A 20196-nucleotide genomic window follows, 5' to 3' on the forward strand; every position below is an offset into this window, starting at 1 on the left:
CCCATGAACCACCTGCTGGGCGGCCTGTTGGCCGCGGGCCTGTTGCTCGCCCCGGTCGTGCACGCCAACGATGCCGACGACCGCTTCAAGACGATCTACACCCACGAGTGGGCCTGGCGTACGGGGCAGGGCGACATCAGCGCGTCGGGCGAGCCGCAGCCGAACAACGGCCGGCTGGACAACGTCGATGCGCACAGCCAGCAGCAGCGGCTGGAGAAGTGGCAGGGCGTACTGGCCAGCCTGGAGGCGATCGACGCCGGGCAGCTGTCGCCGGCGAACCAGGTCAACTACGCCATCTACCACGCGCAGATCGCCAACCTGCTGGCCGGCCAGCGCTTCAAGGCCTGGCAGATGCCCTTCAACAGCGATTCGGCGTTCTGGAGCGACATCGGCTATGAGCTGGGCGGCGACCACCTGCGCACGGCCGCCGACTACCGTCGCTACCTCGACCGGTTGGCGCAGATCCCCGCCTACTTCGAGCAACAGGTCGCCAACATGCGGCTGGGCCTGAAGCGCGGCTTCAGCGTACCGCGCGCGGTGCTGGACGGGCGCGATGCCTCGATCGCCGCCGTGGCGGAACTGAAGGATCCCACCGCCAGCAGCTTCTACAAGCCGTTCAAGCAGATGCCCGGGGCGATCCCCGTCGACCAGGCGCAGGCGATGCGCGGCGAGGCCTTGCGGCGCATCCGCGACGAGGTGATTCCCGCGTACGCGAGGCTGCTGACCTTTTTCCGCCAGACCTACGTGCCGCACGCGCGCACCACGCTGGCGGCCGAGGCGATGCCCGACGGCAAGGCCTACTACCGCCAGCAGATCCGCGAATACACCACGCTGGACCTGGACCCCGACGCGATCCACAAGATCGGCCTGGAGCAGGTGGCGATGATCCACGCGCAGATGCTGCAGACCATGAAGGAGAGCGGCTTCAAGGGCGACTTTCCCGCGTTCCTCCAGTACCTGCGCACCGACCCGCGGTTCTACGCCAAGACCCCGGAAGAACTGCTGCGGCGCACCGCCTGGGTCGCCAAGGAAGTGGACGGCCAGATGAGCCGCTTCTTCGGTCATCTGCCGCGCGCGCGCTTCGCCATCGTGCCGGTACCGGCCGACATCGCGCCGTATTACACCTCCGGCCGCGGCGGTGCGGATGCGTACCTGGTCAACACCTACGACCTGCCGTCGCGCCCGCTGTTCAACATGCCGGCGCTGACCTTGCACGAGTCCTACCCCGGCCATGCGCTGCAGCTGGAGCTGGCCGCCGAGCAGCAGGGGCAGCCGGCGTTCCGCCGCGAAAGCTACATCTCCGCCTTTGGCGAGGGCTGGGGCCTGTATTCGGAATACCTGGGCCGGGAGATGGGCATCTACAAGACGCCCTACCAGCGCTTCGGCTACCTCACCTACCAGATGTGGCGCGCCTGCCGGCTGGTGGTCGACACCGGCATCCACCACCTGGGCTGGACGCGCCAGCAGGCGATCGACTACCTGACACAGAACACCGCGCTCTCCGCGCGCGAGATCGCCAATGAGGTGGACCGTTACATCAGCTGGCCGGGGCAGGCGCTGTCCTACGAGCTGGGGTACCTGAAGATCCGCGAGCTGCGCGGCAAGGCCGAGCACGCACTGGGCGCGAAGTTCGACCTGCGCCACTTCCACGACACCGTGCTGCAGCTGGGCTCGGTGCCGCTGCCGGTGCTGGAAAAGCGCATCGAGCGTTTTATCGCCGAAGGTGGCCCGGAGCCCGACTACGGTTGCGATTGCAAGTAACTGTAGGGTGGGCTTCAGCCCACCGCGGCAGTGCGAAATGGTGGGCTGAAAGCCCACCCTACGCGATGCAGTTCCCCTGTAGGGGCGCGCCTGTGCGCGACCGCCACGGCATCCCGGTCGTGCACGGGCGCTCCTGCAGAATCGGGGCGGTTGGCGGGTACTGCATATTTGCAGTAAAATGTTTGCGAACTCCAACAGGAGAGTCCGCATGCTGGCCCATCCCCGTCCCGAACAGGCTCCTGCCGACGACCTCGGCGGCCCGGCGCTACGCTCCTTTTTCCGCCTGGCCGGGCACTGGAAACTGCGCATCTCCGAACAGCGCCGCCTGCTCGGCGAACCGGCCGAATCGACCTTCTTCAAATGGAAGCGCGACCAGGACGGCAACCCCGGCCGCGATGTGATCGAGCGGATCAGCTACCTGCTCGGCATCTGGAAGTCGCTGCAGATCCTGTTCCCCGACCCGGCCCTGGCCGACGCCTGGCTGCGCAAGCCCAACCAGGCGCCGCTGTTCGGTGGCCACTCGGCGCTCGAGCGCATGCTCTCGGGCAACGTGGGCGACCTTTACGTGGTGCGCCAGTATCTGGATGCGCAGCGCGGCTGAACCGAGGGCACCCTCCCCTGCAAGCAGAGGGAGCTGGTCCGGAGACCCAGGTCGCGTGCGGCGAGACCTCCCGCTGCCATGCTTGGCTCCTGCAAAGCAGCGGGAGGCCGGGAGGAGGTCACCCGGGCTGGCGATACAGTTCAAGCGCACCCTCCCGACCTCTCCCGTGCAGGCAGGGGAGGAAGCGATCCGGAGCCGAGATGTCCATTGACTTGCCGCCCATCAAGCGCGTCCGCTGGAGCCATGCGTACCGCATCGTGCCCAGCCGCTTTCCGCCGGTGGGCGTGTTCGACCGCATCGCCGATCCGGCGGACCTGGATGCGCTGTTCGCCATCGAGGCGATGACCAATCCGCGCCTGCGCGAGGAAGCCGGTGCGCTGAAGCTGGTGCCACCGCAGCGGCGTATCGGCGGCCCGGGCAGCACGCCGGTGATGGCCGCCTTCACCCACCTCAACCCGCAGGGCAGCCGATTCTCCGATGGCAGCTGGGGCGTGTTCTACGCCGCGCACAGCGTGGCCACCGCGGTGGAGGAAACCGTCTACCACCGCGAGCTGTTCCTCGCCGCCACCGCCGAGCCGGCCTGCGAGATCGAGATGCGCTGCTACCGCACCAGCCTCGACTGCAAGCTGCACGATTTGCGCGGCGGCTGGCCGGCGGCGCACGACCCGCGCGATTACGCCGCCAGCGTGGCGCTGGCCCGCACGCTGCGTACGACCGGTTCCAGCGGCATCGTCTACGACAGCGCGCGCCACGCCGGCGGCGAGTGCGTGGCCGCGTTCTATCCGGACGTGGTGGCGCCGTGCGTGCAGGCACAACATTTCATCTACCGCTGGGACGGTGCGCGCATCGCGCAGGTGCTCGAAGTAAGCGAGCTCAAGCGACCGTAGCCCGCACTCCAGTCCGCCAACGCCACATTGACCGCCACCCGCCTAGGGTCGGATATCACCCTTGCGCGGAGGTGGCATGCTCGATTCCCCCACATCCCCGTCCGGCGGCGAGGCCGCCGAATTCATCGAATGGCAAAGCGAGATCGCGGCCTTCGCGGCGATCGACCGGCTCGAGCAGCCTCCCGCCCACGCGGTGCTGTTCGTCGGCAGCTCCTCGATCCGCCTGTGGCACACGCTGGCGGCCGACTTCCCGGAGCTGTCGACGATCAACCGTGGCTTCGGCGGTTCGGAAATCGCCGACAGCGTCTACTTCGCCGAACAACTGGTCGGACCCTACCGGCCCGGCGCCATCGTGATGTACGCCGGCGGCAACGACCTGGCCGATGGCAAGTCGCCCGAACAGGTACGTGATGCCTTCGGCGCGTTCGTCACCCAGGCGCGGCGCTGGGCGGGGGAGGTACCGTTCGCCTATCTCTCGATCAAGCCCAATCTTTCGCGCCGCAGGCAGCTGCCGCGGATCCGCGCGGCCAACGCGCTGATCCGTGCCTGCGCGCAGGCTCGTGGCGTGGATTACCTGGACATCCATGCGCCGATGCTCGGCGCCGACGGCGAGGCCGAGCCCCGCTGGTTCGACGACGACGGGCTGCATCTCAACGCCGAGGGCTACGCACTATGGACCGGCGTGGCGCGCGACTGGCTGGCCAGAAGGGGCTTTCTGTAGGAGCGCACCTGTGCACTCCTACAGGAACGCCCACTGCAGGAGCCCACTTGTGGGCGATGCTTTTGGCGGTGCAATCAGGCGCAGGGGCATCGCCCACAAGTGGGCTCCTGCAAAAGCATCGCCCGAAGGGAGTTGTTCGAGGTTCCCTGCAGGGGCAGGTAGACGCTGTGCGCCGGCGTGCGCGCGCCGTATCTGCTCAGGGCAGGTGGTCGAAGCCCACCCTGCATCTCAGGTATCGGCGTTGGTGGCGAAGCCTTCGTGGCTGCCGCGGTGGTGCACGCGATCGCCCTCCAGCACGTCGGCGGCCGCGTGCGGCGTCTGTTCGCGCAGGCGCGCGTAGATCGGGGCGAAGTCCGGCGTGGTGGCCTCGAACAACTGCTCGAAGCTGTCGATCACGAAATAGGTCTGCTGGTAGGTGTCGATGCGGTAGCGCGTGCTCATCACGCGCGCAAGCTCGAAGCCGATCCGGTTGGGCGCGTCCGAATCCAGGCTGTAGATGGACTCGCCCTTGGAGCTGACGATGCCGGCGCCGTAGATGCGCATGCCCTGCGGCGTGGCGATCAGCCCGAACTCGACCGTGTACCAGTACAGGCGGGTGAGGTTCATCAGCGCCTCGGGCCCGATCGCGAAGGCCTTCATGCCTCCTCGCCCGTAGGCCTGCATGTAATCGGCGAAGACCGGATTGAGCAGCAGCGGCACGTGGCCGAACAGGTCGTGGAACAGGTCCGGCTCGGACAGGTAGTCGAGCTGGTCGGGCTTGCGGATCCACCAGCTCACCGGGAAACGGCGGTTGGCCAGGTGGTCGAAGAACACCTCGTCCGGCAACAGGCCCTCGACCGCCACCAGCTCCCAGCCGGTGGCCTTGGCCAGCACCTGGTTGATGTCGGCGAACTTCGGGATGCCGCCATCGCCCAGGCCGAATTTGGCCACGCCGTCGAGGAACTCCTGGCAGGCGCGGCCCGGCAGCATCTCGCACTGGCGCGCGAACAGCGTGTCCCACACCTCGTGATCGGTGCGGGTGTAGCCCGACCACGGCTGCTCGACCACGCCGGTGGCATAGACCGGCACGTAGCCGCGGTCGGTCTGCTGGTGTTCGACTTTGCGGGGGCTGGCAGTGGACATGGCGGCTCCGGGAAGTGCGTGGCGCGATGCGCTCTCGAGCCTCAAGAATACGCCGCTCAGGCCGCACGAAGGTTGCATTTGTTGTGAAACCATCGTGATACCGCGCATGATTCGTGCGCAAGAGAAATAAAATACGGAGCAAGCTGCCATGCCCAAGCTCGATCGCACCGACCTGCGCCTGCTCGCTGTGTTGCAGGGGGAAGGGCGCATCACCAACGCCGAGCTGGCCGAGCGGGTCAGCCTGTCGGCCTCGGCCTGCCTGCGCCGGCTGCAGCGGCTGGAGGCTGAGGGCGTGCTTACCGGTTACGCGGCGCAGATCGACCCGCAAGCGGTGGGGCTAGGCCTGCAGGCGTTCGTGCGGGTGCAGTTGGCGCGGCACGAGGCCGGCGCGATCGAGCGCTTCGTGGAAAAGGTCGAAGGCTGGGAGGAGGTGGTCGCCTGCCACGCGCTGACCGGCGACATGGATTACCTGCTGCACGTGTACGTGGCCGATCTGCCGCACTTTTCGCGCTTCCTGCTGGATCGGCTGCTCAACGACGCCGGGGTGGCCGACGCCAACTCGAGTTTCGTGCTGCGCACGGTGAAGCGTTCGCCCTCGCTGCCGTTGGGCCAGCTGGAAGCCTGAGGGGCGGATCGGGCGCGCGCCTGCACGGATGAAAACGCTAAACTAACCCGCTCATGGATACCGCCACGACCCCCACCCGCGACCCTTTGAGCGCCTTGCGCTATCTGTGGCGGGTACCGCTGCTGCTGCTGCACATCCTGCTCGGCATACTCCTGTGCGCGGGCATCCTCAGCTGGAACCGGCACCGGGTGATGGTCGACGGTCGCGAGCCGTTCGCCCACCGCATGACGCGCTGGTGGTCGTCCATGCTGATGCGCATCTTCGGCCTGCGCTCGGTGCGGGTAGGCAAGCCGTTGCCCGATCCGGTGCTGTTCGTCGCCAACCACACCTCGTGGATCGACATCGAGCTGCTGCACTCGCAGCGGATGGCCTGCTTCGTGGCCAAGGCCGAGATCGCGCGCTGGCCGCTGGTCGGCTGGATGGCGGCCACCGGCGGCACCATCTTCCACCGCCGCGGCAGTAACCATTCGCTGGCGGTGGTGATGCAGACGATGGTCGAGCGGCTGCGCAGCGGCCGTTCGGTGGCGGCGTTTCCCGAAGGCGGCACCGGTTACAACGGCGTGCTCAAGGTGTTCCACGCACGCATCTTCCAGGCCGCGCTGGATGCGCCGGTGCCGGTTCAGCCGGTGGCGCTGCGCTTTGCACGCCACGGCAGGCGCGTGGTCGACGCCGGTTTCCGCGAGGGCGAAAGCTTCCTGGCCAACGTCGTGCGCCTGCTCGGCCAGGCGCCGCTGGACGCCGAGGTGCATTTCCTCGCGCCGGTACCGGCGATGCCCGACGCGCGCCGGCGCATGGCGGAGCTGTCGCGCGAGCGCATCGGCGTGGCCCTGGAAGACCGGCACGCATGAGCGCGTTGCCGAGCGGAAAGGATTTCCGTCCCCCCTGGCCGCTGACCAGCGGCCACGTACAGACCATGCTCTCCTCCAGCGGCGTGCGCCGGCTGCTGTTGCCGCGCAGCGCACGCGCGGTGCTCGAGGGCGCCGAGCAGGTGGTGGTCGACGGTGGCGGCGGCGTGCGCCTGACCGGCGCGTTCACGGCGCAGCGCACGGGACGCGAAGGGCGCGGCCTGGCGGTGCTGTTCCACGGCTGGGAAGGCAGTGTCGATTCGACCTACGTGCTGCAGACCGGCAGCCGCCTGTTGCGCGATGGCTGGGACGTGTTCCGGCTCAACTTCCGCGACCACGGCGCCAGCCATCACCTCAACGAGGCGCTGTTCCACTCCTGCCGCATCGACGAGGTCGTGCACGCGCTGGGTGACATCGCCCGCCGCTGGCCGCGGCCGATCACCGCGCTGGCCGGCTTCTCGCTCGGCGGCAACTTCGCGCTGCGCGCTGCGCTGCGCTCGCCGGCGGCCGGCGTCCCGCTGGACTACGCGCTGGCGGTGTGCCCGATCATCGACGCCAGCGAAGGGCTGTTTTCGCTGGAGGAGACCGCGCCCTGGATCTACCAGGCGTACTTCATGCACAAGTGGCGGCACTCGCTGAAGACCAAGCAGAAGGCGTTTCCGCAACAGCAATACTTCGAGTTGAAGGAACTGAAGCAGAGCCTGCGCGGCCTGACCGAATCGCTGGTGCTGCGGCATACCGACTTCGGCTCGCTGCAGGCCTATCTGGACGGCTATTCGGTGGGACACGATGCGCTGTCGTCGCTGACCATCCCCGCGACCATCCTCACCGCGCGCGACGATCCGGTGATCCCGGTGAGCTCGTTCGAGCAAATGGAGTTGCCGCCCAACGTGGAGCTGGACATCGCCGAGCATGGCGGCCATTGCGGTTTCATCGGCGGCCGCAACATGATCAGTTTCACCGACGACTACATCGCCGCGCGCTTCAACGCCATCGCCGCGGGCAAGCCGGACTTCGAACGCGCCCTGTCTTCGTAGGCCCTTGCAGGCGCGTCCGCCTGGGGTGCGCGCGGCGCCCATGCGCACCACGCTCCGGGGCACGGCCGATCGTCGGCGCCGTCGTTCACGCCGCCCGCGCCGACGCGGCGCCATGCTGGTCCACCTGACCCCGTGCAGGTACCGCATGCCCGCCACGCACCCACCCCCACCGCTGCGCAGGACCCCCGGATGGCGCTGACCCCGGTTGTCGCCGCGTGCCTGGGCGGCTGCGCGGGCGCCGCCGCCACCGCGCTGGGCACCGTGCCGGCGGTGTTCGCGCGGCACATCGACCAGCGCACGCAGGACACCATGTTCGGCTTCGGCGCCGGTGTGATGCTGGCAGCCAGCGCGTTCTCGCTGGCGCTGCCGGGCATCCACGAAGCACAGCGGCAGGGCCAGGGACCCTTGGCCGCCGGCGCGCTGGTCGGCATGGCAATCCTCGTCGGCGCCGCGGCACTGGTACTGCTCGAGCGCGTGCTGCCGCACGAACACTTCATCAAGGGGCCCGAAGGCCATCCCTCGCTGCGGCTCAAGCGCGCATGGCTGTTCGTGTTCGCCATCTGCCTGCACAACCTGCCCGAGGGGCTGGCGATCGGCGTCGGGTTCGGGCCGGGCCTGGCGCACGGCGTGGCGCTGGCCACCGGCATCGCCATCCAGGACCTGCCCGAAGGCCTGGTGGTGGCGATCGCGCTGATGGCCGCCGGTTACGGTCGCCGCTGGGCGGTGTCGGTGGGAATGGCGTCCGGGCTGATCGAGCCGGTCGGCGCGCTGATCGGCGCCGGCGTGGTGATCGATTACCCGATGCTGCTGCCAGTGGGCCTGGGCTTCGCCGCCGGGGCGATGCTGTTCGTGGTCAGCCACGAGATCATCCCCGAATCGCATCGGCAGGGGCACGAGCACTTCGCCACCGGCGGGCTGATGGTGGGGTTCGTCTTGATGATGCTGCTGGACACCGCCTTCGGCTGAGCAAAGCCAACGTAGGGTGGGCTTCAGCCCACCACCCCTCGCGGGAAAGGTGAGCTGAAGGCCACCTTACGGTCGAGTTAGTGGCGGGTGCCTTGCGGGCCCGTGCCGCTGCCCAGGTCGGCGCCGGTTTCCGGGTTGCTCGACGGATCCGAGCGCGTGCGCTTGGCCATCTGCATCAGCGTGGCCTGCTGTTGCTTGTCCAGCGACACCTCCGGCATGCCGCTGCCGCCATCCATCGCCAGGAATTTCTCGCGATCGCTGAGGAACTGGAAGTTCTCGTCGCTGTTCCAAGGCCCGCGCATGTCGCCTTCGCCCTGCGACGTGTTGACGTAGACGTTGGCGAATTCCGGCTTGCCGGGCAACTTGCCCGGCGGGAAGTTCGGCTGGATCGCGTACAGCGCCTTCTCGAACGATTGCTGGTGCGAGATCTCGCGCGTCATCAGGAAGCCCAGCGCATCGCGTACGCCGGGGTCGGCGGTGAGGTTGATCAGCCGCTCGTAGATGATCTTCGCGCGCGCCTCGGCGGCGATGTTGGAGCGCAAGTCCGCGGTCGGCTCACCGATCGAATCGATGTAGCCGGCGGTCCACAACTGGCCGCCGGAATTGGTCAGTGCCGGGCCACCGCCATAGAGCACCTGGGTCACGTGCGAGTCGTTGCCGGCGCCCTGCAGCTCGCGGAACGCCTGCGCCTGTTCCTCGGCGCCCTCGGCCAGCTTGCCCTTGGCACCCTTGTTGAGCATGCCCACGATGGTGCCGATCACCTCCAGATGGCTGAGCTCCTCGGTGGCGATGTCCAGCAGCATGTCCTTGCGACCGGGGTCGTCCTCGGCCAGCGCCTGGGTGAAGTAGCGCATCGCCGCGGCGAGTTCGCCCTGCGGGCCGCCGAACTGTTCGAGCATGAGATTGGCCAGCGCCGGGTTGCATTCGGCAACCCGCACTGTGTATTGCAGGCGTTTGTTGTGAGCGAACATGGGAGATCCTTGTCGTCTGCGGGGAAGACGACCGGCACGGGGCACCGGCCGCGAGGACGTCCGGGAGCCGCAAGAAGCGTGCCCCGGCCACGGGCGGAGTTTTGCTGGGCGATCGCGGCTGGGAAGGGAGCAAGATTTGCGCTTTGCTGCAACATTTGCAGGCCGCGCGGGCCCATAGGGTGGGCTTCAGCCCACCAGCGACAGGCCGGCAGGGTGGTCTGGTGGGCTGAAGCCCACCCTACGTCGCTAGTCGGCGGGGACGCAGCGTTCGCGCGCCCACGCGCGCAGGGCCTGGACCTGCTCGCGCATCAGCACCGACAACGGCCGGGTCTGCGCCATCGCCTGGCACAACGCGTCCTGGTCGGGTGGCGCACCGCTGCCGGCGGTGTCGTAGAGGGCGCTGACGATGGCCTGTTCGATCTCGGCGCCGGAGAAACCTTCGCTGGCGGCGGCCAGCGCCGGCAGGTCAAAGCTCGCTGGATCGAGCGTACGGCGTTTCAGGTGCAGCTCGAAGATCGCCGCGCGCGCTTCGGCCGTAGGCAGGTCGACGAAGAAGATCTCGTCGAAGCGGCCCTTGCGCAGCAGTTCGGCCGGCAACTGGTCGACCGCGTTGGCCGTGGCGACCACGAATACCTTGGCCTTGCGTTCGGCCATCCAGGTCAACAGATACCCCAGCACCCGGCGCGAGACGCCGCCGTCCTCGCCGCCGCCACTGGCCAGGCCCTTCTCGATCTCGTCGATCCACAGCACGCAGGGCGAGAGCAACTCGACGCTGGCCAGCGCCTCGCGCAGGTTCTTTTCGGTTTCGCCCTGGTACTTGTCGTAGAGCGTGCCGAAATCCAGCCGTACCAGCGGCACGCCGAAGCCGCCGGCGGTGGCCTTGGCCGCGAGGCTCTTGCCGCAGCCCTGCACGCCCAGCAACAGCACGCCACGGGGTGGATCGAGCGCCGGCTCCGGATCCAGGAACACCGCGCGCCGGCGCTGTATCCAGGCGTTGAGCCGGGACACGCCGGCGACGTCGGCGAAGCTGGCGGTGGCGTATTCGTAATGCAGCAGGCCGGAGCGGTTGAGCAGGTCGAACTTCGCGCGCATCAGCTCGGGCAGGTCAGCCGCGCCCAGCGCGCCATCGTTGTAGATCAGCTTGCGCACGATGCGCCGCGCGTCCGGTCCCGACAGCCCGACCAGGTTGCGCACCAGCGTGCGCGCCGCGTCGCCGTCGACCTCCAGCCGGCGGCCCTGTTCGCGCTGCCAGGCGGCCGCCTCGCCACGCAGGATCCCGGCCAGTTCCTTCAGTCCCGGCAACGCCAGCGGCACGCGCATGGCCAGCGCTTCCAGCGCCGGCGGCAGTTCGATCATGGCGCCAACCAGCACGATCGTGTGCGCGGCACTGCGATGCCGCTGCACGATCTCGCGCAGCTGGCGCAGGCTCATCGCGTAGCGCAGGAACGGATGGAAATCGAACAGCAGGTAGATGCCGCGCTCGTCGGCAGCGCGGATCGCCTCCAGCGTGGCGCTGGCATCCGGTGCGACCTCGGCGCCGGGCTGGGCGAAATCCAGGCGGCCCAGACCGTCGGTGAGCGTCCAGCGCCACAGCGGCCGTAGCGCCTGGCCGATCACGTGGCGGAAGCATTCGATCACCCGCTGCTCGTCCACCGTCTCGATCACCAGCAGCGGCGTGGCCGCGCGGACCAGCGTGGTGAGGTCGTCCAGTTCGCTCATCGTTCCCCCTTGCGAGCCCGGTACGGTAGCAGGAGCCGCGATCCTGCACCGCCTGCCGGCTCGATGCGCTGCGAGGTCGCGGTCATCACGGCATGGCCAGGCCGACCGGGGTCGTTCATGCAGAAGCCCACTTGTGGGCGATCGGACCGGCCCCAGAGCATCGCCCACACGTGGGCTCCTACGGGTTGCTCGCACGATGGCCTGCAGGCGCGGGCTTCTCTCAAGGGATGTTGCAGGAGCCAGGCCCATCCTTTCCCGCTTCATGGTGGCGGCGTTACGCTGCCGGTTCCGTCGCAAGGAGAGCCGTCATGCGTCTGCTGCTTCCGCTGCTGCTGGCCCTGGTCGGCGCGCCCACCTGGGCGGCACCGGCGCTGGACCGGTTGACCCTGCCCAAGGGCTTCCATATCGCCGTCTATTCGGATCAGGTGCCGCAGGCGCGCGAACTGGCGCTGGGCGACAAGGGCACGGTGTTCGTCGGCTCGATGGATGCCGGCAAGGTCTACGCGCTGACCGACGCCGACCACGATGGCCGCGCCGAAAAGGTGCGCCCCATCGCCAGCGGCCTGCAGTTGCCGGTGGGCGTGGCCTTTCACCACGGCGATCTGTACGTCTCGGCGGTCAGCCGCATCCTGGTGCTGCGCGACATCGAGGCGCACCTGGACGATCCGCCCGAACCGGAGGTGGTCTACGACCGCTTCCCCACCGAAACGCACCACGGCTGGAAGTTCATCGCCTTCGGCCCCGACGGCAAGCTGTACGTGCCCATCGGGGCGCCCTGCAACCTGTGCGACAAGGGCAAGGCCTACGCCAAGCTGACCCGCATGAACGCCGACGGCACCGGGCTGCAGGACGTCGCCTACGGCATCCGCAACACGGTCGGTTTCGACTGGCGGCCGGCCACCGGCAAGCTGTGGTTCACCGACAACGGCCGCGACCTGCTCGGCGACGACGTGCCCAACGACGAGCTCGACCGCATCGACCGCCTCGGCGAGCATTACGGCTATCCGTACTGCCACCAGGGCGACATTGCCGATCCCGAATTCGGCAAGGACCACCCCTGCAGGAACTACGCACCGCCGGTGCTCAAGCTTGGCGCGCACGTGGCCTCGCTGGGCATGCGCTTCTACACCGGCAAGCAGTTTCCGGCCGGCTACCACGGCGCGATCTTCATCGCCCAGCACGGCTCGTGGAACCGCACGAAAAAGTCCGGCTACCGCGTGATGACCGTGCGGCTGGATGGCGACAAGGTGGCTTCCTACGAGCCGCTGATCACCGGCTTCGAGCACGACGAACAGGCCTGGGGCCGGCCGGTGGACGTGCAGCCGCTGCCCGATGGCAGTCTGCTGGTCAGCGATGACCTGGCAGGGGCTGTTTATCGGGTGACGTACGGGCGCTAGCGCTCTGCTCTGCTCCCTCTCCCCTTCAGGGAGAGGGCCGGGGTGAGGGGTTGGGGCTCGCGGGAAAGGTTGTTCGTGCGAACAAGAAAAGCCACGCGCTTGCGCGACTTGGTCGTAAGAGCGACCCCTCACCCCAACCCTCTCCCCAGAGGGGAGAGGGAGCAGTCTTTGCCCGGCTTGTGAGCCTTTCGCAACCCAAAGGAGACCCCCCATGCAACTACGCAGCAACGATTTCCAGGACGGCCAGCCGATCCCGGCCCGGTGCGCCTTCGGCAAGCCGGGCGATCCGATCGGCCTGTCCGACAACCGCAATCCGCACCTGGCCTGGCGCGACGCGCCGCCGGGCACGCGTTCGTTCGTGCTCACCTGCATCGACGGCGACGCGCCCAGCCGCGGTGACGACGTCAACAAGGAGGGCCGCACGGTCAGCGCGGATCTGCCGCGCATCGACTTCGTGCACTGGCTGATGGCCGACATCCCGGCCGAATGCGGCGAACTGGGCGACGGCTCCTGCAGCGACGGCGTCACCCCGCACGGCAAGCGTGCCCCTTCGGGCCCGCCGGGCAGCCACCAGGGCGAAAACGGCTACAGCGGCTGGTTCGCCTCCGATCCGCAGATGGCCGGCACCTACCTGGGCTACGACGGCCCGTGCCCACCGTGGAACGATGCGCGCGTGCACCGCTACCGCTTCGAGCTGCATGCGCTGGACACGCCCGGCCTGGGCCTGGCCCATGGCTTCGGCCTCGAGCAGTTGCGCGCCGCGATGGATGGCCATGTGCTGGCCAGCGCCGCGCTGACCGGCACCTACGCGATCAATCCGCACGCGGGGTGAATGGAGGGCGCGCTGGCACGCGCCTCTTCACATGCAGATGGCAGCCCGTGTGGATGAATGAGTCGCGTCTGGCCTTGCCGGCCGGCCCATGAAGGGGGTCGTCTCTTACCCATGAGGAAGCCGTCATGCTGCATTACGCCATTGTCTTTCTGGTCATTGCCATCATCGCCGCCATCCTCGGTTTCGGCGGCATCGCCGGCGCGGCCGCGGGCATCGCAAAGATCCTGTTCGTCATCTTCCTGATCCTGGCGATCATCGCCTTCTTCCGCCGCGCCAGTTGAGCGGCGGCATCGTCACCCTCCACCGGGAGAAAGCCATGCCCAACCCGATCCACAGTTCGTCCACGCCGCGTGATCCCGGCCTGAACCCGGCAGTGCCCAACCCGGCCATGGCCGACCCGAACCTGGGGTCGGACGCGGCCGACCCGCTGCTGGCCGACACGGCCACCTCGTCCAAGGGGCACACGCGCATCGACCAGGGTGCCGAGCGGGTCAAGCACGCCACCTCCGAGGCGGTCACGCGCACCAAGCAGGCGGTCAACCAGACCGCCGACAAGGTCGAGGCGGGCGTGCACCACGCCACCGACAAGGCCGCCGGCGCCGCGCACCACGCCACCGACAAGGCGGCCGACCTCAGCGAGCGCAGTCGCCAGATGCGCGACGAGGCGATGGACAAGGCCGAGGACTGGATGGCGCAGGCGCGCGAATACGTGCGCGACAAGCCGATGCAGTCGGTCGCCATCGCGGTCGGCGCCGGCTGGTTGCTGGGACGGATCCTGCGCCGCTGACTTCTTCGCTGACGAGTGCCAGGGATGCCTGAGGCCGGACAAGACACGCCCGACGGCGCCGACGATGCGGCGCCGCGCCCGGGCGTACTCGATGAACTGGGCCGGCTCGGCGATGCCGCCAGGGACCTGTTCGGCGCGCAGAAGGAACTGCTCTCGGCCGAAGTGGGGCTGGCGCGCAGTGCGGTTTCATGGATGCTGCTGGCGGCGCTGGCCGCCACCGTGTCCGGCGTGGGACTGGGCCTGACCCTGCTGGCGCTGGTCGGGGTGCTGCTGGCCAAGTGGTTCGCGTCCTGGGCGTGGGCGCTGGTCGCGCTGGCGGTGCTGCAATTGCTGTTCACGCTGGGCGCGATCGTCTTCTTCCGCCGCTGCATGCACTGGATGAGCCTGCCTGTCACCCGCCGCGAATGGAGTGCGATGATGCGCGACACGCGGGCGCGGGCCCGGCGGCAGGTGGAACGGGAGGACGCGCCATGAGCATGTTCAGCGAGCGCGCGCGGGTACGCGCGGCGCAACAACGGATGGCCGCGGCACGCCGCGCCGTCGCGATGCCTGCCTCGGCGCTGCTCGCACGCGGCCAGCAGCATCCTTTCGTGATCCTTGGCGCCGCCGCCGCCGGGGGTTTCCTGCTGGGACGCACCAACGCCCGCCCGCTGCATCTGCCCGGCATGGGCCACCTGCTCGGTGCGCTGGCGAGCGAGGCCACCACGATCGGCGCCAGTTTCCTGGCCGCCCACAGCGCCGCGCAATCGGTTACCGAGGACGCATGAACCGGCCCGACCCCGTGGTTGCGCCGGCCGTGGTCGACGTGGCGCCGGCGGCTGCCGCGCAACCGGTCGCCGCCTCGCCGCAGTTGCGCTTCGCGCGCAGCCTGCGGCGGCATCTGCTGGCGGTGCGCGTGGTGCTCAACGCGCTGCTGGTGCTGGCGCTGCTGTACACCGTGACGATCGCGCACGTGCTGCTGATTCCGCTGGTGCTGGCGGCGTTCATCGGGCTGGCGCTCAATCCGCTGGTGGCCGCCGGCGCGCGCCATCGGTTGCCGCGCTGGTTGACCGCCAGCGTGCTGATGCTGGTGCTGCTGACCGGGCTGGGCGCCGGCGTCGGCGCGCTGGCGCAACCGGCGCTGGGTTGGTTCCACGGCGCCCCGGCGGCGATCCGCAGCTTCGTCCCCAAATTGCGCAGCGTCACCCAGCCGCTGGAGGCGGCCAACCGCGCCACCCAGAGCCTGGTCGGCGGCTCGCTGCGCGCGCAGCCGCCGCGCCCGACCGCGGTGGCGATCACCGCCTGGGACGTGGTGTCGACCGCACCCAAGGTGCTGGCCGCCGTACTCACCGTGGTACTGCTGGTGTTCTTCTTCCTCGCCTACGGCGATTCGCTGCTGCGGCGGCTGGTGGAAATCTCGCCCGGCTTCGCCTACAAGCGGCATGCGGTGGAGATCGTGCGCAGCATCCAGATCGAGGTCTCGCGCTACCTGCTCACCGCGCTGGCGATCAACGCCACCCTGGGCGCGCTGACCACGCTGATGCTGTGGCTCTACGACATGCCCGACCCGCTGCTGTGGGGCGTGGTGGCGATGACGGCGAACTTCATTCCCTACGTGGGCGCGATCACCACCACCATCGTGCTCGGGCTGGTCGGCATGATCCATTCGCACGACCTGGGTACCGCGCTGCTGCCGGCGGTGACCTTCGCCGGCATCACCGCGATCGAGGGCAACCTGGTCACGCCGATGATCCAGGGCCACCGCATGCGCCTGTCGCCGATCGCGATCCTGATCTGGCTGTTGGTGTGGGGCTGGCTGTGGGGCATTCCCGGGGCGCTGCTGGCGGTGCCGATGCTCACCAGCGCCAAGCTGATCACCGAGCGGGTGCGCGGCTGGGGCTGGTTCGCGGTGATGGTGCAGCGTTGAGGACGGCGCCGGCCTGGCACAGCCCGGCCCGGTACACGCGGAGCGGCGGCCGGGGGACCGCCGGTCTCAGCGCGCGGCCTCGCCCGGCGTGGCGTTGAGCAGGATGTACTGGCGCTCGACGCCTTCGATGCGGCCGAGTTGCGCGGAGGCGAGGGTCACCGGGCGCGTGCTGACCAACTCGTCGCTGAGCACGATGCCGTCGCGAAACGTGGTGCGCCCATGCCAGTGCGCGCGACCGGACTGCCGCGTCACCGGGTAGGAGCGATCACCGCGGGTCAGCGCCAGTTGCGGCGCATCGCCCAGCCACGGCCCGTTGCCGCTGCCTTCGCGCTCCAGCGATACGGTGTGGCTGGCCGGATCCAACGCCACCACGGTCACCGTCTGGCGGCCGGCCGGGCCCAGTTCCCACGGTGCCCCGATGTCCACCGTCCAGCGCTGGCCCACCCGCAACGTGGCCGGCGCGCGGCCCCACAAAAGCGGGTTGTAGGCCAGTCCGCTGGCATCGGTGTTGGGCGCGCACTTGCCGTCGTAGCAGTTGGTGGCGCCCTCGTCGGGCAGCACCACCGTGCCGCTGCCCGCGGGCCGGCCGTCGTAGTGGTAGTCGATGCGCAGCTGTGGCGGGGTCGTCGTGGCGTCGAGCACGCGATAGGTCGCGGTACCGCTGACACGGCGGACGGCGTCGTCGAAGCCGGGCGCCTGCAGGGCGATGGTGCGCGAGAAGACATTGCCGAAAACTGCGCCGGCATGCAGCGCCGGCGTCAACGCCGCGGCGGTGGCCGACGGCGTGGCGCCGCCGCCCGTGGCGGACAGCGACAGCAGGGCCAGCAGGGCGGGCAGGAAGCGGGTGCGGGACATGGGTTCCTCCTCGATCAAGACGTGATTCCGTGCGCGCGCAACACGTCGGAAATATCCACGCGCCAGACGTTGCGCGAGCCGTTGAGCGGGCCGGACAGGCGCTGCTGCAGCGAGCTGGCGTCGTCGCGCGCCTTCGGGAAATGCACCTCCGGCTGCCGGTTGCTGGACACGTACAGTTCGCCGAAACGGCGGCCCAGTGCGGGCGCGTTTTCCAGCGCCGCGCTGTTGACGTCGCCGCCCAGATGTTCCGGCTTGCCCCAACGGCCGTCGGCCTGGCGGAAGGCGATGTAGATGTCGGCGCGGCCCAGCGCATCGCCCTCGTCGCCGGCGAACAGCAGGAAGCGTTGCCCGGGATCGATCGCCGGGTCCATGCGGTTGCGCGCGACGTCGCCCAGATCCACCCGCTCGGGCGCTGCATGGCCGTGCGCGGTGTGGCGCGCCACGTAGATCTGGTAGGCCTTGCCCGAATCGGGCCGGTGCGCGGAGAAGTAGATGTCGCCGTTGGCCGCGATCGAAGGGTTGTAGATCATCGCGCCGTCGTTGAGCGCGCCCTGGACGTGCAGCGGTGCGCCCCAGCGGCCATCGGCCCGGCGTTCGACGTACCACAGGTGGGTGCCGGGAAAGCGGCGACCGGCCATCTCGGCCTGCACCGGTGCTGCGTGCGGCCGCGGCGGGCGGTTGGACACGAAGTACAGACGCTTGCCGTCCGGCGCGAAAGCGGGCTCGGAGTCGTGCCACTGGCCGGAAAAGCTGGCGACCTCCGGTGTCGACCAGTGGCCGCCGCGACGGTGCGAGACCAGGATGGTGTCGTCTTTCTCGCCGAAATCCGAGCGCATGAAGTAGACCGTGTCGCGATCGGGCGAAAACGTCGCCGAGGTCTCCTGCAGGCTGGTGGAGATCACGCCCGGGCCGAGCAGCTCGGCGGCGGCGGTAGTGGCGCAGGCCAGCGCAAGCGCCAGGGTCCAGGCGACGCGGTGTGGTTTCATGCTGCGGTCCTTGCCAAGGTGGGCGTCCAGCGTGGTGCACGCGCGACGCGCGCCGCTGCGGGTTTGTGACCGGCGGTCGCCCTAACGTGACGGGCGGTCCTTTCGGCGGTCGCGCGGCTCTCCCTGAGCGGCTCCCAGCCCGAAATTCCGCGCTCACCCGGAGCCCGGTCAAAGGGACGAACATGGAAGGGAGCCGATCCCGGCACCTTTCGCCCCGGCGGCTGGGGGACAAAAGGTATGGGGGATCAGGCGATGCCCAGCGCGCGCCGTGCGTGGGCGCGGAAGCGCCGGCTGAGGTTGAGCCGGGTGCCGTCGTGCAGCACCACCTCGGCGTTGCCCTGGAACAACGGATGGATCTCGCGGATGCGCTCGACGTTCACCAGCGTGCCGCGATGGATGCGCAGGAAGCGCGCCGGATCGAGCGTGGCCAGCAGGCCACTGAGCGTCTCGCGATGCAGGTACGCCTGCGCCCCCACGTGGATGTGCACGTAGTTGCCGTCCGCCTCGATCCAGTCGATCGCCTCGGTGGCGACCACGCGCATGTGCTCGCCCACGCGCACGCTGATCCGCTGCGCCGGTACGGCCGCCTTGGCCGCCGGTGCGCCCGGCCCAGGCGCCTGCCGTGCGCCCCAGTGCCGGCGCACGCGCGCCAGCGCCTGGTCGAAGCGGGCCTGGTCGATCGGCTTCAAGATGTAGTCCAGCGCATCGGCGTCGAACGCACGCAGCGCATGTTCGCCGTAGGCGGTGGCGAACACCACCATCGGCAGGGCGTCGGGCTTGAGTTCGTGCAGCAGCATGAAGCCATCCAGTCCCGGCATGCGGATGTCCAGGAACATCAGGTCCGGCGCCAGCGCGGCCATCGCCTGCATCGCCTCGGCCGCGTTGCCGCATTCACCGACGATCTCGACGTCGGGGTGCGGAGCGAGCGCCTGGCGCAGCGCCAGGCGCGCCAGCACTTCATCGTCGACCAGCAGGGTGCGGATCGTGCTCATGCCACGTGCTCGCGGAACGGGAAGCACAGCTCCACCCGGGTGCCGCCCCCGGCGCGTCGGTGCAGGTCCATGCGGGCGGCGGCGCCAAACAGCACCTGCAGCCGCGCCCGCGTGTTGCCCAGGCCGACGCCATCGGCCGGTCCCTCCGGCGGCAGGCCCAGGCCGTCGTCCTCGACGCACAGATGCAGCAGTTCGCCGTCGCGGCGGCTGGCGATATGCAGGCGCCCCGGTTCGGGCTTGGCCAACAGGCCGTGGCGCAGCGCGTTCTCCACCAGCGGCTGCAGGATCATGCTCGGTACCGCGGCGTGCAGTGTGTCCTCGGCCAGCGCCAGCCGGGTGGAAAGGCGGTCCTGGAAGCGCACCTCCTGGATCGCCAGGTAGCAACGCAGGAATTCCATCTCGCGTGCCAGCGGCACCTGCTGCGCATGGCGTTGCTCCAGGGTCATGCGCAGGAAGTCGCTCAGCCGCGCGATCATCAGCCGTGCGCGTAGCGGATCGGCCAGCGCCAGTGCGGAAATCGCGTTCAAGGTGTTGAACAGGAAATGCGGCTGCAGCTGCATGCGCAACGCCTGCAGCTGCGATTGCGCCAGCTGGGTTTCCAGGTGTGCGCTGCGCAGCCGTTCGTCGCGCAGGCGCCGGCGCGACTCCAGCCCGCGCAGCACCACCAGGATCACCCAGTAGGTGAGCAGGGCCAGGTGGCAGGTGTAGGCGAACTGCATGCGCACGAAGTCCGCCAGCGAGGCGACCGGCATCCGTCCGGGTCCGCAGGCGTACCAGAACACGGCCAGGTGCAGCAGCGTCTGCGCCAGCGCGATGGCCAGGCCGGCCGGCACGTGCACGGCCAGGAAACGGCCCCAGCCGGCGTTGGCGGTACCCCGTCCCAGCCAGCCGACCAGCGGCGCCAGCGCCATCCACGGGTAGAAGTTGGCGGCGTTCCACACCAGTGCCCGCGTCCAGCCCGGATCGTTGCCCTCGCTGATCGACGACAGCACGCCGCTGAGCGTGTAGGACAACGTCAGCAGGGTCCAGAAGCCGAACGCGAGCAGGCCGGTCCGCGATGCCGTCGGCGCGGCAGGCGCGTCGGCGCTGGTGGCCGCGACGGTGGCGGGTAGGGCGCTCATGGCCGCCAGTGTACGCAGCCGGCGGCCGTGCGGATGTGCCGGAAGGTCCACGTCCGCCCGACGAC

22 protein-coding genes are annotated in these 20196 nt (G+C 69.2%); 15 read left to right on the forward strand and 7 right to left on the reverse strand.

Annotation, left to right across the window (positions count from 1 at the left end; translation table 11 throughout):
• The first annotated feature begins 3 nt into the window (after positions 1-3).
• From OSC30_RS06295 to OSC30_RS06310, 4 genes are all read left to right on the forward strand, one after another.
• Positions 4-1761, forward strand: a complete 1758-nt coding sequence (locus tag OSC30_RS06295) for a DUF885 domain-containing protein (RefSeq protein WP_267170994.1) — start codon at positions 4-6, stop codon at positions 1759-1761.
• Between the two features lie 208 nt (positions 1762-1969).
• Positions 1970-2362, forward strand: coding sequence for an MbcA/ParS/Xre antitoxin family protein (locus tag OSC30_RS06300; RefSeq protein ID WP_267170995.1), 393 nt, complete (start codon positions 1970-1972; stop codon positions 2360-2362).
• A gap of 200 nt (positions 2363-2562) precedes the next feature.
• Positions 2563-3249 (forward strand): RES family NAD+ phosphorylase, encoded by a 687-nt coding sequence (locus OSC30_RS06305; RefSeq protein ID WP_267170996.1) that lies wholly within the window; start codon positions 2563-2565, stop codon positions 3247-3249.
• 76 nt (positions 3250-3325) lie between these two features.
• Positions 3326-3970 (forward strand): GDSL-type esterase/lipase family protein, encoded by a 645-nt coding sequence (locus OSC30_RS06310; protein WP_267170997.1) that lies wholly within the window; start codon positions 3326-3328, stop codon positions 3968-3970.
• A gap of 228 nt (positions 3971-4198) precedes the next feature.
• Here OSC30_RS06310 and phhA read toward each other — a convergent pair whose 3' ends face one another.
• Positions 4199-5092, reverse strand: coding sequence for a phenylalanine 4-monooxygenase (gene phhA / locus OSC30_RS06315; protein ID WP_267170998.1), 894 nt, complete (start codon positions 5090-5092; stop codon positions 4199-4201).
• A 148-nt stretch (positions 5093-5240) separates the two neighbouring features.
• On the opposite strand from phhA, the gene OSC30_RS06320 reads away from it, so the two are divergent.
• The 4 genes from OSC30_RS06320 (at position 5241) to OSC30_RS06335 (ending at position 8565) form a co-directional block, all read left to right on the forward strand.
• Positions 5241-5717, forward strand: coding sequence for an Lrp/AsnC family transcriptional regulator (locus OSC30_RS06320; RefSeq protein WP_267170999.1), 477 nt, complete (start codon positions 5241-5243; stop codon positions 5715-5717).
• 53 nt (positions 5718-5770) lie between these two features.
• On the forward strand, positions 5771-6565 hold the full coding sequence (locus OSC30_RS06325; protein ID WP_267171000.1) for a lysophospholipid acyltransferase family protein: 795 nt from the start codon (positions 5771-5773) through the stop codon (positions 6563-6565).
• Positions 6562-7599: a YheT family hydrolase gene (locus OSC30_RS06330; RefSeq protein ID WP_267171001.1), complete on the forward strand. Its 1038-nt coding sequence runs from the start codon at positions 6562-6564 to the stop codon at positions 7597-7599. Before OSC30_RS06325 ends, OSC30_RS06330 begins: the two co-directional genes overlap by 4 nt.
• Before the next feature lie 189 nt (positions 7600-7788).
• A complete protein-coding gene (locus OSC30_RS06335; RefSeq protein WP_267171002.1) occupies positions 7789-8565 on the forward strand; it encodes a ZIP family metal transporter in 777 nt (258 codons plus the stop codon).
• 77 nt (positions 8566-8642) lie between these two features.
• On the opposite strand, the gene OSC30_RS06340 is transcribed toward OSC30_RS06335, so the two are convergent.
• Positions 8643-9536, reverse strand: coding sequence for a manganese catalase family protein (locus tag OSC30_RS06340; protein WP_267171003.1), 894 nt, complete (start codon positions 9534-9536; stop codon positions 8643-8645).
• A 246-nt stretch (positions 9537-9782) separates the two neighbouring features.
• Positions 9783-11255 carry an AAA family ATPase gene (locus tag OSC30_RS06345; protein WP_267171004.1) on the reverse strand — a complete coding sequence of 491 codons (1473 nt, stop codon included), beginning with the start codon at positions 11253-11255 and terminating at the stop codon, positions 9783-9785.
• A 308-nt stretch (positions 11256-11563) separates the two neighbouring features.
• Here OSC30_RS06345 and OSC30_RS06350 point away from each other — a divergent pair, with 308 nt between their 5' ends.
• The 7 genes from OSC30_RS06350 (at position 11564) to OSC30_RS06380 (ending at position 16177) form a co-directional block, all read left to right on the forward strand.
• The gene (locus OSC30_RS06350) at positions 11564-12652 is read left to right on the forward strand and encodes a PQQ-dependent sugar dehydrogenase (protein ID WP_267171005.1); all 1089 of its coding nucleotides are present in this window, start codon (positions 11564-11566) and stop codon (positions 12650-12652) included.
• A 211-nt stretch (positions 12653-12863) separates the two neighbouring features.
• Positions 12864-13484 (forward strand): YbhB/YbcL family Raf kinase inhibitor-like protein, encoded by a 621-nt coding sequence (locus OSC30_RS06355; protein ID WP_267171006.1) that lies wholly within the window; start codon positions 12864-12866, stop codon positions 13482-13484.
• A gap of 125 nt (positions 13485-13609) precedes the next feature.
• Complete coding sequence (locus OSC30_RS06360; RefSeq protein ID WP_091335435.1) at positions 13610-13765, forward strand: DUF1328 domain-containing protein; 156 nt, start codon at positions 13610-13612, stop codon at positions 13763-13765.
• A gap of 35 nt (positions 13766-13800) precedes the next feature.
• A complete protein-coding gene (locus OSC30_RS06365) occupies positions 13801-14271 on the forward strand; it encodes an ElaB/YgaM/YqjD family protein (RefSeq protein ID WP_323374198.1) in 471 nt (156 codons plus the stop codon).
• Between the two features lie 24 nt (positions 14272-14295).
• Positions 14296-14745 carry an ABC transporter ATP-binding protein gene (locus OSC30_RS06370; protein ID WP_267171007.1) on the forward strand — a complete coding sequence of 150 codons (450 nt, stop codon included), beginning with the start codon at positions 14296-14298 and terminating at the stop codon, positions 14743-14745.
• Entirely contained in the window at positions 14742-15038 is a 297-nt protein-coding gene (locus OSC30_RS06375) for a hypothetical protein (protein ID WP_267171008.1), read from the forward strand. The genes OSC30_RS06370 and OSC30_RS06375 overlap by 4 nt, the downstream gene beginning before the upstream one ends.
• Positions 15035-16177: an AI-2E family transporter gene (locus OSC30_RS06380; protein WP_267171009.1), complete on the forward strand. Its 1143-nt coding sequence runs from the start codon at positions 15035-15037 to the stop codon at positions 16175-16177. Before OSC30_RS06375 ends, OSC30_RS06380 begins: the two co-directional genes overlap by 4 nt.
• 66 nt (positions 16178-16243) lie before the next feature.
• Here the strand turns inward: OSC30_RS06380 and OSC30_RS06385 are convergent, their stop codons facing one another.
• The 4 genes from OSC30_RS06385 to OSC30_RS06400 all read right to left on the reverse strand — a co-directional run bounded on the left by OSC30_RS06385 (position 16244) and on the right by OSC30_RS06400 (position 20131).
• Complete coding sequence (locus tag OSC30_RS06385) at positions 16244-17032, reverse strand: hypothetical protein (protein ID WP_267171010.1); 789 nt, start codon at positions 17030-17032, stop codon at positions 16244-16246.
• 14 nt (positions 17033-17046) lie between these two features.
• Complete coding sequence (locus OSC30_RS06390) at positions 17047-18018, reverse strand: TolB family protein (RefSeq protein WP_267171011.1); 972 nt, start codon at positions 18016-18018, stop codon at positions 17047-17049.
• Between the two features lie 245 nt (positions 18019-18263).
• A complete protein-coding gene (locus OSC30_RS06395) occupies positions 18264-19010 on the reverse strand; it encodes a LytR/AlgR family response regulator transcription factor (RefSeq protein WP_267171012.1) in 747 nt (248 codons plus the stop codon).
• A complete protein-coding gene (locus OSC30_RS06400) occupies positions 19007-20131 on the reverse strand; it encodes a sensor histidine kinase (protein ID WP_267171013.1) in 1125 nt (374 codons plus the stop codon). The genes OSC30_RS06395 and OSC30_RS06400 overlap by 4 nt, the downstream gene beginning before the upstream one ends.
• Positions 20132-20196 lie beyond the last annotated feature (65 nt).

The sequence above is a fragment of the Frateuria hangzhouensis genome (assembly GCF_026410505.1).
GTDB lineage: Bacteria > Pseudomonadota > Gammaproteobacteria > Xanthomonadales > Rhodanobacteraceae > Frateuria_A > Frateuria_A hangzhouensis.